Source organism: Nocardia nova NBRC 15556, from assembly GCF_001613005.1.
Taxonomy (GTDB): domain Bacteria; phylum Actinomycetota; class Actinomycetes; order Mycobacteriales; family Mycobacteriaceae; genus Nocardia; species Nocardia nova.
Window position 1 is genome coordinate 40,413 of record NZ_BDBN01000051.1, and the last position, 11,033, is coordinate 51,445.

The 11,033-nt window shown below is 69.3% G+C and carries 12 protein-coding genes; 6 read left to right on the forward strand and 6 right to left on the reverse strand.

Annotation, left to right across the window (positions count from 1 at the left end; all coding sequences use genetic code 11):
• Positions 1–9 precede the first annotated feature (9 nt).
• From NN2_RS20720 to NN2_RS20740, 5 genes are all read right to left on the reverse strand, one after another.
• The gene (locus tag NN2_RS20720) at positions 10–306 is read right to left on the reverse strand and encodes an MBL fold metallo-hydrolase (RefSeq protein ID WP_063015563.1); all 297 of its coding nucleotides are present in this window, start codon (positions 304–306) and stop codon (positions 10–12) included.
• A 65-nt stretch (positions 307–371) separates the two neighbouring features.
• Positions 372–2,006, reverse strand: coding sequence for a phytoene desaturase family protein (locus NN2_RS20725; RefSeq protein ID WP_063015564.1), 1,635 nt, complete (start codon positions 2,004–2,006; stop codon positions 372–374).
• Positions 2,007–2,015: 9 nt separating this feature from the next.
• Positions 2,016–2,477 (reverse strand): SRPBCC family protein, encoded by a 462-nt coding sequence (locus tag NN2_RS20730; protein ID WP_063015565.1) that lies wholly within the window; start codon positions 2,475–2,477, stop codon positions 2,016–2,018.
• 113 nt (positions 2,478–2,590) lie between these two features.
• Positions 2,591–3,682, reverse strand: coding sequence for an NAD(P)-dependent alcohol dehydrogenase (locus tag NN2_RS20735; RefSeq protein WP_063015566.1), 1,092 nt, complete (start codon positions 3,680–3,682; stop codon positions 2,591–2,593).
• Positions 3,683–3,685: 3 nt separating this feature from the next.
• Positions 3,686–4,153: a DUF4334 domain-containing protein gene (locus NN2_RS20740; RefSeq protein WP_030513843.1), complete on the reverse strand. Its 468-nt coding sequence runs from the start codon at positions 4,151–4,153 to the stop codon at positions 3,686–3,688.
• 82 nt (positions 4,154–4,235) lie between these two features.
• Here NN2_RS20740 and NN2_RS20745 point away from each other — a divergent pair, with 82 nt between their 5' ends.
• Together NN2_RS20745 and NN2_RS20750 are read left to right on the forward strand one after the other, a co-directional pair.
• Positions 4,236–4,784: a TetR/AcrR family transcriptional regulator gene (locus NN2_RS20745; protein WP_030513844.1), complete on the forward strand. Its 549-nt coding sequence runs from the start codon at positions 4,236–4,238 to the stop codon at positions 4,782–4,784.
• A gap of 101 nt (positions 4,785–4,885) precedes the next feature.
• Entirely contained in the window at positions 4,886–5,725 is an 840-nt protein-coding gene (locus NN2_RS20750; protein ID WP_063015567.1) for a glucose 1-dehydrogenase, read from the forward strand.
• An 8-nt stretch (positions 5,726–5,733) separates the two neighbouring features.
• Here NN2_RS20750 and NN2_RS20755 read toward each other — a convergent pair whose 3' ends face one another.
• A complete protein-coding gene (locus tag NN2_RS20755; protein ID WP_063015568.1) occupies positions 5,734–6,258 on the reverse strand; it encodes a DUF4383 domain-containing protein in 525 nt (174 codons plus the stop codon).
• A 176-nt stretch (positions 6,259–6,434) separates the two neighbouring features.
• Between NN2_RS20755 and NN2_RS20760 the strand changes: the two genes are divergently transcribed.
• Genes NN2_RS20760 through NN2_RS20775 form a run of 4 tightly spaced genes read left to right on the forward strand, consistent with a single transcriptional unit; the run spans position 6,435 to position 11,012 of the window.
• Positions 6,435–8,861: a molybdopterin oxidoreductase family protein gene (locus NN2_RS20760; protein WP_082857149.1), complete on the forward strand. Its 2,427-nt coding sequence runs from the start codon at positions 6,435–6,437 to the stop codon at positions 8,859–8,861.
• Positions 8,858–9,346, forward strand: a complete 489-nt coding sequence (locus tag NN2_RS20765) for a hypothetical protein (RefSeq protein WP_063015569.1) — start codon at positions 8,858–8,860, stop codon at positions 9,344–9,346. The genes NN2_RS20760 and NN2_RS20765 overlap by 4 nt, the downstream gene beginning before the upstream one ends.
• 32 nt (positions 9,347–9,378) lie before the next feature.
• Positions 9,379–10,203, forward strand: coding sequence for a BON domain-containing protein (locus NN2_RS20770; RefSeq protein WP_063015570.1), 825 nt, complete (start codon positions 9,379–9,381; stop codon positions 10,201–10,203).
• A 29-nt stretch (positions 10,204–10,232) separates the two neighbouring features.
• Positions 10,233–11,012 (forward strand): metallophosphoesterase family protein, encoded by a 780-nt coding sequence (locus tag NN2_RS20775; protein WP_197516771.1) that lies wholly within the window; start codon positions 10,233–10,235, stop codon positions 11,010–11,012.
• Positions 11,013–11,033 lie beyond the last annotated feature (21 nt).

An 11,033-nucleotide genomic window follows, 5' to 3' on the forward strand; every position in this document is an offset into this window, starting at 1 on the left:
CGATGACGCTCACAGCACGACGGTTTCGCCGCGCGGAATCTCCACGATCCGGTCGGCCCAGCCGCGCCGGCCCATCCGGTCCCGGAAATCGCCGAGCGGGGAGGCGAAGACGGGGTAGTCGTCGTAGTGCACCGGCACCGCGCGCGGCAGTCGCAGCAGGTCTACGAGTCCGGTTCCCTGCGCCCCGTCCATCGTGACGGTGAGTCCGAAGGGCAGTCGCGGCCCGGCGGGCAGCCGCCGGGAGATCAGCCCGTAACCCAGATAGGCGTGCTGGTTGCGATGCAGGAAGTTCGGGTCGGTCAGCACCGTGATCTCGCCGAAGGACAGCAGCGTCGTCGGTGATCGACAGGTCCACAGCTGTCTCCGTCCGGTCAGCGGTCGGTGTCGTAGAGGGCGCTGTGCAAGCGGGACAACAACTTTCGCCGCGGCCATCCGGTGGGCCGGGAATCGGCCAAGGCGGCGCGGGCGGCGTTGGCGCCGCAGGTGCCGTGCACGCCGCCGCCCGGATGTGCCGACGCCGAGCCCAGATACAGCCCCGGCACCACGGTTTCGGGGCGGCCGAGCCCGGGAACCGGGCGGAACACCAACTGTTGATGCAATTGGGAAGTGCCGCCGTTGACCGCGCCGCCGACGAGATTGCCGTCGGCGCCGTGCAAATCGCTGGGCCGCTGCACGATTCGTGCGTGAATCCGGCTGCCGAAGCCGGGGGCGTAGGCCTCGAGCACGGCGTCGACCCGTTCGGCCAGCAGGTCGGCCGAGGCGTCGTCGGTGACCCCGCGCGGCAGGTGGGTGTAGGCCCACGCCGATTCGGTGCCGGGCGCCGACCGGCTGGGATCGGCCGTGGTCATCTGACCGAACAGCATGAACGGCGTGTGCGGTACCACGCCGGTGCCGATATCGGTGGTCCACCGCGCCAGCCCCGCCCGGTCGGCGCCCAGATGCACCGTGCCCGCCGCCCGAAGCTGCTTCGATCGCCACGGAATCGGTTCGGAGAGAGCGTAATTCACTTTCACGGTCGGCGCGTCCCAGGTGAATCGTTCGAGATCCGCGCGCAGCCGTTGCGGCAGATCCGCGTCGGCGAGCAGCCGGGTGTAGAGCGTCGGCGCGTCGATGTCGGCGATGACGGCCTTGCGTGCCCGCACCACCTGGCCGGCGGCGGTGATCACCCCGGCGGCGCGTCCGTCGCGGATGAAAACGCGGTCCACCGGCTGGCCGCAGTGCACCCGGGCCCCCGCCGATTCGGCGCGGTGGACCAGGGCCGCACTCAGTGCCCCGGCTCCGCCCACCGGAACCGGAAATCCGCCGTCCTGGGCGAGCATGGTCAGCAGATAGCCGTAGACACCGCTGCCGGGGGCGTCCACCGGGACATCGGCATGCATCGCGTTGCCCAGGATCAGCAGTTTGGCGGCCTCGTCGTGGAACAATTCGTCGACCATCCGCCCGACCGGCAGCATCAGGAACCGCAGATAGCGGAACAGTTCGGCGGAGCCGAGATCGCGCCACAACCCGGCCGCGCCGCGCACGGGCGGGAACGGGCCGAGGAACGACCCGAGCAGATGTTCGCGCACCTGCCGCCACTGCTCGACCAGCCGCAGCCAGGTGCGGCCGTCGCGGGGATCGCGCCGAGCCAGCGTCTCAGCCGTGGCTTCGGCGTCCGGATGCACGACGGCGGCATCCGTATCCTCGGGGCTCGACGGGTGGCCGTACACGATGGGCGCTCGGCTCCACCGCAATCCGTGATCGTCCAGACCGAGGTCGCGCAGCGCCGGCGAGGCGCCGACCATCGGATAGAACGCGCTGAACAGATCCATCCGGTAGCCGGGTACCAGCTCGGCGCTGCGCACGGCGCCCCCGGCGGTGTCCTGGGCTTCCAGCACCGCCACATCCCAGCCGTGATCGGCGAGCAGCGCGGCGCTCACCAGGCCGTTGTGCCCGCCGCCGATGATCACGGCATCGACCGGCTCGGCGTCGAGCGGCGTCGAACCACCGGGGGCGGGCGAGGTCACGGGCACTCGCTACGGCCGGGGCCGGTCGACGTCCCCGCGCCACGCACCGGATTCCTGTGGGCGCGCCTCGATGAAGTCGCGGAAACGCTCGAGGTCACCCTTGACGCGGCGATCGAGTATTCCGAGCTTGTCGGCGACGTTCTCCACGAACCCGTCCGGATCGATATCCATCTGCGCGGTGACGCGCGTGGTGTCCTCGTCGAGCCGATGGAAGGTGATCACGCCCGCATGCCGGGGACCGGCCTCCGAGGTCCACGACACCCGCTCGTCGGGGTGCTGCTCGGTGATCTTCGCGTCGAATTCGCGCGTCGCGCCGGCGACGTGCACCGTCCAGTGGGTGTGCGTGTCGTCGCGCTGCTCGACCCGCTCGACGCCCTGCATGAACTGCGGGAACGATTCGAACTGGGTCCACTGGTTGTAGGCGGTGGTCACCGGTACGTGCACATCGACCGATTCGGTGACTGTTGTCATGCTGCGACCTCCTCGTGGTCTCGGTGGGCAACGCTGACGCCATACCCGCGCCACGCGCTCGTACACGGATCACTCGGGGGTGGCGCCGAGTGCGTGCGGCGCCGCGTCGCGGGTTACCAGGTCAGAACGGGTTTGACGACGCGTCCCGCGTGGTGGTCGGCCAGGGCGGTGCCGATCTCGGTGGACGGGTAGGACCGGACCAGCCGGTCGAGCGGTAGCCGCCCGGCCGTGTAGAGCTCCAGCAACTGCGGGATGAACCGCTGCGGCACGGCGTCGCCCTCCAGGCAACCGTGAATGGTCTTGCCGCCCAAAACGATCTCGCGCATGTCGAGTTGCGGGACGCCGACGCCGAGGCCGACCACCGCCACCGCGCCACCGGTGGCCAGGGCCGCCACCGCCGCGGCGAGCACCTCCGGGCGGCCGGTGGTGTCGAGGGCATGGGTGGCGCCGCCGCCGGTGAGTTCGGCGATCGTGGCGGCGGTCTCGACGTCGGCCGGGTCGAGCGCGGCGGCCGCGCCGAGTTCGAGGGCCAGCGCACGGCGATCGGCCGAGGGTTCGACGACCAGCACCGTGGTGCCGGGCAGTGTCCGCGCGGCCAGGAGTCCGGCCATACCGACCGCACCCGCGCCGTAGATCAGGATCTGCGAATCCGGTTCGGGGGCGAGCACATTCAGGATCGCGCCCGCGCCGGTCTGGAAACCGCAGCCCAGCGCGGCGGCGACGACCGGATCGGTGTCGGCGGGGACGACGATCGTGTTGTCCGCGGTGCTCAGCGCGTACCCGGCGAAACTCGACTGCCCGAAGAAACCGTCGCGCACGCGCGTGCCGTCGACGGTGATGCGGGGCGAGCGGTCGGCACGGCCGCCGAACTGGTTCAACGCGGTGGATCGCGCACAGTACGGCAGCCGGCCGAGACGGCAGTTGCGGCAGTTCCCGCAGTGCCGGAAGGTCAGCACCACCCGGTCGCCGGGCCGCACACCCGTCACCCCGGCGCCGACGGTCTCCACCACACCCGCGCCCTCGTGGCCGAGCAGCACCGGGCGGTCGGACGCGCCGGCGGCGCGGGAGACCAGATCGGTGTGGCAGATGCCCGACGCCTCGATCCGGACCAGGATCTCGTCGGCGCGCGGCTCGTCGATCGCGACGGATTCGAGGCTGAACGGAGCCCGCGGATCACGCGACAGCGCGGCAGTGGTCAGCGGCACGGCTCAGACCCGCTCGAGCAGGAAGTAGAAGAATTCGCCGCCGGCCAGCACCAATTCGGGGCGGCCGTTCATGATGCCCATCAGCGTGTTGTCGTCGAGGCGCTTGAAGTGGTCGAACACCGCGCGGCCGTCGTAGACCATGGTCGCGGTGACCTCGCCGCGGAATTCGATATTCCACAGCGTGGCCTTGCCGCCGCCCAATTCGACATCGGAGAACAGCGTGCCGTCCTCGGCGCGGCAGATCAGCGGTTCGGCATCCATCGTCGAATGGAAGGTCTTGCCGTACCAGCCGCTCTTGTCGAGTGCGCGGCACAGCGGATGTCCGGTGCGGAAGGCGGCGCCTTTCCATTCGCCGAGGATGTCCTCGGCGCGTACCACCGCGAGGTCGGCCCACAGCCGGTCCAGCTCGTCCGTCGTTACCCCGCTCGATTGCGCCGCCAGCTCGCGCCAGCGTTCGGTCGTCCCGGTCATCGCATCCTCCACAGTTTCCCGAACCAGTTGGTTCGGCAACCTACACCCGAACCAACTGGTTCGGCAAGATAGGATCCGCGGCATGCGCGCAGCAGGCCATGCCACCAGGGAGCGAATCCTCGCCGCGGCCAAGGCGGAGTTCGCCCGCTACGGCGTGGCCGGAGCCCGGATCAACCGGATCGCGGAGGCGGCCAATGCCAGCAAGGATCGCCTGTACGCCTATTTCGCCGGCAAGGACGATCTCTACGCGGCGGTGACCGAGCAGTGGGCGACCGAGACCACCGCCGAGACCGCCCTGGACGCGGGCGATCTGCCGTCCTATGTCGGCAGGCTTTTCGATCACTATCTGCGAAACCCCGACAACGCCCGCCTGCAGGCGTGGGCGGAGATCGAACGCACCGACATCCCGGGCGCCGACGAGGCGATCCGCCGCGCGGTCGCACCCAAGATCGCCGAGATCCGCCGCGGTCAGCGCGCCGGGGTCATCACCGGCACCTTCCATCCGCTGACGCTGCTGACCCTGCTGACCGATCTCGCCCGCACCTCCGCGGTCCACGCCCTGCACGACGACGATGCCGAGGACCGGCGCGCGGCCACCGTTCTCGCGGCCCGGCGGCTGATCGCCCCCTGAGCGTGGCGCCGGTTTGCCCGCCGTGGTCGCGGGTAGCGCGAGTGCTGAGGCTCCACGCAAGCGCGGGGCTTCCACCGCCGCCACGTCGACAGGAGATCGCGATGGGTTTTCCGGAGCAGCAGCAACAGGTCCCCGGGGTGCAACAGCAGATGTCTCCGCGACCGGACTGCGGGGAGGACAGCTATCAGGGATCGGGCAAGCTCACCGGAAAGGCAGCGGTGATCACCGGCGCCGACAGCGGAATCGGCCGGGCCGTGGCCATCGCCTTCGCGCGCGAGGGCGCCGATGTGCTGATCTCCTACCTCGACGAGCACGAGGACGCCCAACAGGTCGTCGCGCTGGTGGAGCAGGCGGGCCGCAAGGCGGTCGCGGTACCTGGCGACCTCTCCGATCCCGAACACTGCAAGGCCGTCATCGACCGCGCCGCAACCGAATTCGGCAAGATCGACGTGCTGGTCAGCAACGCCGCGTATCAGATGACGCACGAAAGCCTCGACGAGATCTCCGGCGAGGAATGGGATTACACGTTCAAGCTCAATGTCGGCGCGCTGTTCCATCTGGTGAAGGCGGCCGTCCCGCATATGCCGGCGGGCGGCTCGATCATCGGCAGCTCCTCGGTGAACTCCGATATGCCCTCACCGACGCTGGCGCCCTACGCCGCCACCAAGGCGGCGATCGCCAACTTCTGCGCCAGTCTCGCGCAGATGTTGGGGGAGAAGGGAATTCGCGTCAACAGCGTGGCGCCCGGTCCTATCTGGACGCCGCTGATCCCGTCCACCATGCCGGTGGAGAAGGTGCGCAACTTCGGCGACGACGTCCCGCTCGGTCGGGCCGGGCAACCCGCCGAGCTCGCCGCCTCCTATGTGCTGCTGGCCTCCGACGACGGCAGCTACATCTCCGGCGCGCGGCTCGCCGTGACCGGCGGCCGGCCGATCCTCTGATCGGCCCGTCAATCGGTCCGGCCGTGGCCGGTCCCGGGCGGCGGAGCGGACTCCGGCCGTCCCGGCTGCGGAGAGCCCTCGAACAGGATGGGACGGTCGGCCGGGCCGAGGAACAGGCCGAACAGCAGCATCGCCGCGCCGAGGCCCAGATGCAGCCAGTTGTCCGCGGTGTTGACCGGAATGACGTTCGCGGTCGACTCCTTGTCCACGACCAGTCCGTACACCCACAGCGCGAGATAGACGACACCGCCTGCGATGAGGTAGGTCCGCGCGGTCATCGTCGTGCGGCCCATCGCCAGACCCGCGACGCCGAACACCAGGTGCACGGTGTTGTGCAGCCCCGAGACCTGGAACACCCCGAACAGTTCGGCGCCGGAATGGTGCCCGCTCCAGGTGAGCATGTCGTAGTTCGTGGTCACGCCCGGAATGAACCCGAGCACCCCGACCACCAGGAACGCCGCCCCGACCAGATAGGCCGCGGCCTGCACCGGGGAAACCCGCGCCCGATGCCGAGGTACAGATGCGGTGGCCATCGCTGCTCCCTTCGAGTGCCGACGATTCGCCCGTATCTCCGAAGGTAACCGCACCGGACCGCCGCAAACAGCGCGAAGCAGTTACAACCCGGTGAGCGCGGGTATGGCGCACACAGACCTGGGCTATCGCCAGGACCGGTCCGCTTCGTCCGCCACACTTCGTCTCCGAGGTGACCATGCATATCCGATCCGGCACAGATACGGCCGGGACGAGTGAACACGACCGCATCGCACACCCGTGGGGAACACGAACTCCGTACGGCCCCGGCCAGGCGTGGCCGGAGCGCGTGGATATGTTCCTGGCCGAAGGTGTGCGCGAGGACATGGTGGAACGCTGGGTGCCGACCGCCTCGGTGCTGCACTCCAACGGCGACGCCATGGATATCGCCGTGCACGAGGGACGCATCGTGGGAGTGCGCGGCCGCGCCGGGGATCGGGTCAACCGCGGGCGGCTGGGACCGAAGGACCTCTTCGGCTGGCAGGCCAACAATTCACCCGACCGGCTGACGGCCCCGCTGGTGCGCCGGCGCGGCAAACTGGTCGAAACCGATTGGGACACAGCCATGTCGATGGTGGCCGAGCGGACCCGCGAGCTGCTGGGCGAGCGCGGGCCGGGCTCGATCGGCTTCTACACCACCGGGCAATTGTTCCTGGAGGAGTACTACGCGCTGACCGTCCTGGCCCGGGGCGGCATCGGCACCAATCATCTCGACGGCAACACCCGGCTGTGCACCGCCACCGCCGGTGAGGCGTTGAAGGAATCCTTCGGATCCGACGGGCAGCCCGGCAGTTACGCCGACGTCGACTACGCCGACGTGATCGCGCTCTACGGCCACAACGTCGCCGAAACCCAGACCGTGCTGTGGGCGCGCATGCTCGATCGCCTGCGCGGCCCGAATCCGCCCGCCCTCGTCTGCGTCGATCCGCGCACCACGCAGGTGGCGCGCGCGGCCACCGTCCATCTGGCGCCGCGCCCGGGCACCAATGTGATGGTGATGAACGCGCTGTTGCACGAGCTGATCCGCAACGACTGGATCGACCGCGACTACATCGACGCGCATACGGTCGGATTCGACGAACTGCGCAAACAGGTCGCCGACTGCACGCCCGAACGCGCGGCACAGGTCTGTAATGTGCCGGAGGCCGATCTGCGGGCCGCGGCGCGGATCATCGGCACGGGCGAGCGGGTGCTGTCGACCGTGTTGCAGGGCTTCTACCAATCCCATCAGGCCACCGCGGCCGCGGTGCAGGTCAACAACATTCACCTGATTCGCGGCATGCTCGGCCGGCCCGGCTGCGGCGTCCTGCAGATGAACGGCCAGCCCACCGCGCAGAACACCCGGGAATGCGGGGCCGACGGCGATCTGCCAGGATTTCGCAACTGGGCCAACGATTCTCACGTCGAAGAACTGGCCCGGCTGTGGAATGTCGACCCGCAACGCATACCGCACTTCAGCGCGCCGACGCATCTCATGCAGATCCTGCGCTTCGTCGAGGACGGGTCGATCCGCTTCCTCTACGTCAACGGCACCAATCCGGCGGTGTCGGCGCCCGAACTCGCGCGCGTTCGCGCCCTGCTGTCGCAGCGGCGACTGTTTCTCGTCGTGCAGGACATCTTCCTTTCCGAGACAGCGCAACTGGCGGATGTGGTGCTGCCCGCGGCGACCTGGGGTGAGAAGACCGGCACCTTCACCAATGCCGACCGCACCGTGCACCTGTCGGAGAAGGCCGTCGAGCCGCCCGGGGACGCCCGGCCCGACCTGGACATCTTCCTCGACTACGCCCGCCGCCTGGATCTGCGCGACGCCGACGGCGCACCGCTGCTGCCGTGGCGGACGCCGGAGGAGGTGTTCGAGCAGTGGAAGCGGTGCAGCGCGGGGCGCCTGTGCGACTACTCGGCCATGACCTACGCGAAACTTCGCGCGCGCGGTGGCATTCAATGGCCGTGCACCGAGGAGCATCCGGACGGCACCGAGCGGTTGTACGCCGACGCGACATTCCGTGCGGCGCCGCAGGATTGTGAAACCTACGGTCGCGACCTGATCACCGGTGCTCCGCTGGAGCCGACCGAGTATCGCGCGCTGAACCCGGAGGGCCGCGCCGTGATCAAGGCGGCGCAGTACCTGCCGCGGCACGAGACGCCGAGCGAGGAATATCCGTACGCGCTGATCACCGGTCGTACGCTCTATCACTTCCACACGCGCACCAAGACCGGCCGCGCACCGCAACTGCAGGCCGCCGCGCCGCAGGTGTGGGTGGAGATGGCGGCCGAGGACGCCCGGCGGGAGGGATGGGACGACGGCGACCTGCTGCGCATCCGCACCCCACGCGGGCAGGTGACGGCCCGGCTGCGCACCGGCGCCATCCGCTCCGGCGTGGTCTTCCTTCCGTTCCACTACGGCTATTGGGATACCGCGGCCGGGGATCGCCCCGCCGGTAAGGACGGCACCGCCGCCAACGAGCTCACCCCCACCGAGTGGGATCCGGTCTCGAAACAACCGCTGTTCAAGTCCGGCGCCGCCGCTGTGGAACTCGTCCGGCCCGCCCGGCGATCGGAACGTGTCACCACACCCGCGGTCGAACTGGAGCGGAGTGCGCGATGAACGACCTGGACGCCATGCTCGCCGAGATACACCGCAGCGAGACCCATCTGGGAAAGCTGCTGATCCGCACCGCCGACCGGCACCGCACCGATCACGAGGTCCACCACGTGTGCCGGGACCTGCTGGTCTGGACCGACGACCATCGCCGCAAACTGGCCGCCGTCGGGGAAGACCGCGGTCTGCATCTGGACCCTTCGCCGGTGACGGCCGCCGGATCGGTGGAATCGGTCCGGAGGGCGCTCGGCACCCTGGTGGGGCGCCGCCATGCGCCCGCCCTGCTGTTGCTGCGCGATCTGCGCGAGATTCACAGCCACGCCGCGGTGGTCTCGGTGAACTGGGAAATCCTGGCGCAGGCGGCACAGGCGGGGCGAGACAGCGAACTGCTGGAACTGGCCTCCGACTGCCATCCGGAGACGTTGCGGCAAATGCGCTGGGCCAACGCCAAGATCAAGGAGACCGCGCCGCAGGCCGTCGCGACGCCGTGAATACCGCTGCCCACGGCGGGTATGCGCCCGCTATGACTGCCTCGATAGAGCAGTTGCTCCACACGCTCACCAAGGTGGTGAACGCGCTGCTGGCCCACGAGATCGACTTCGCGGTCGGCGGCGGTTGTGCGGTCTACGCCCGCGGTGGTCCCGCGAGCGACCACGATGTCGACATCTACGTCAAACCCGTCGACGCCGGCCGCGCCCGCGACATCCTGACCGCATCCGGGCTGCACGCCGTCGACCCGCCCGAGGACTGGCTGACCAAGGTGTACGACGGAAATACGCTGGTGGACTTGATCTTCCGGCCCAACTACCGCAACGTCGACGACGATCTGCTGGGCCGCGCGACCTGGATGCGGATCGGCCCGGCGGCGGCTCCGGTGCTCAGTGGCACCGATCTGATGGTGGACAAATTGATGGTCCTCGACCCGCACCGGCTCGATTTCACGCGGTTGCTGGCGATCGCCCGGGATCTGCGGGAACAGGTCGACTGGCGGCGCGCGCGGGAAGAAACCGCGGTGTCGCCGTACGCGCGGGCGTTTCTGGCGCTGATCGAGGATCTCGGAATCGGAGGTGAGGTCATGGCTCAGGACTCGGGCGACGAGGTGTTGCCGCAATATCTGGTCGCGAATCTGCGGCGGGCTTTCGCGGAGGACCCGCGCACCGCCGAACTCGGCGTGCAGGTGACCATCCGCGGCGCCGTGGTGGTGCTGTGCGGGGAGGTCGGCAGCGAACAGCAGCGCAGCGATCTGGAGGACATCGTGCGCGAGCACGCGCCGAAACTGCGCATTCACAACGATATTCGGGTTACCTCCACGCAGGCGCCCACCGTCGATCACGAACGGCTGAGCTGATGACGGGCGCCGAACGGACGACGGACGGGGTGGTACGCATCGCGGCGGTGGCCGATATCCACCTCGGCGCGGAATCGCAGGGGACCCTGCGCCCCGCATTGGAACGACTGCCCGAGGAGGCCGACGTCCTGCTGGTCGGCGGCGACCTCACCCGGCACGGCACTCTCGACGAGGCGCGGGTGGTCGCGACCGAACTGGGGGACCCCGGTGTGCCCGTGATCGCGGTGCTCGGCAACCACGATCACCATTCCGATCGGCAGGACGACATCACGGCCCTGCTGTGCGATCACGGGATCCGGGTCCTGGAAGGGACCTCCACCACGGTGACCGTGGGGCCTCACTCGCTGGGCGTCGCGGGCACGAAGGGATTCGGCGGCGGCTTCGCCGGAAAGTGCGCGAGCGTCTTCGGCGAGCGGATCATGCGCGAATTCGCCTCCTACACCGTCGATCTCGCCGACGCGCTGCACGTCGCACTGTGCCGGCTGGACACCGATGTGAAGGTCGCGCTCACCCACTATTCACCCTGCGGGGACACCCTGCACGGCGAGCCGCCCGAAATCTATCCGTTCCTGGGCTCGTATCTGCTCGGTGAGGCGATCGACACCTGCGGCGGCGCCGATCTGGCGATCCACGGGCACGCCCACGCCGGATACGAGCGCGGCACCACACCGGGTGGGGTGCGGGTGCGCAATGTGGCCCAGCCGGTGATCCGCGCGGCGTACACGGTCTACGATCTGGAGGTACCGGAGCGGGCGGCGACGTCCGGTGTGCCGGCCGAGTCGGCCGAGGCCGCGCGGACTCCGGCCTGACGAGCAATTGCGGTGTTATCC

Coding starts and splice junctions, on each gene's coding strand:
- NN2_RS20760 (WP_082857149.1), top strand. CDS start 6,435: ATGCATATCCGATCCGGCACAGATACGGCCGGGACGAGTGAACACGAC.
- NN2_RS20740 (WP_030513843.1), bottom strand. CDS start 4,153: ATGACCGGGACGACCGAACGCTGGCGCGAGCTGGCGGCGCAATCGAGC.
- NN2_RS20745 (WP_030513844.1), top strand. CDS start 4,236: ATGCGCGCAGCAGGCCATGCCACCAGGGAGCGAATCCTCGCCGCGGCC.
- NN2_RS20765 (WP_063015569.1), top strand. CDS start 8,858: ATGAACGACCTGGACGCCATGCTCGCCGAGATACACCGCAGCGAGACC.
- NN2_RS20770 (WP_063015570.1), top strand. CDS start 9,379: ATGACTGCCTCGATAGAGCAGTTGCTCCACACGCTCACCAAGGTGGTG.
- NN2_RS20730 (WP_063015565.1), bottom strand. CDS start 2,477: ATGACAACAGTCACCGAATCGGTCGATGTGCACGTACCGGTGACCACC.
- NN2_RS20755 (WP_063015568.1), bottom strand. CDS start 6,258: ATGGCCACCGCATCTGTACCTCGGCATCGGGCGCGGGTTTCCCCGGTG.
- NN2_RS20750 (WP_063015567.1), top strand. CDS start 4,886: ATGGGTTTTCCGGAGCAGCAGCAACAGGTCCCCGGGGTGCAACAGCAG.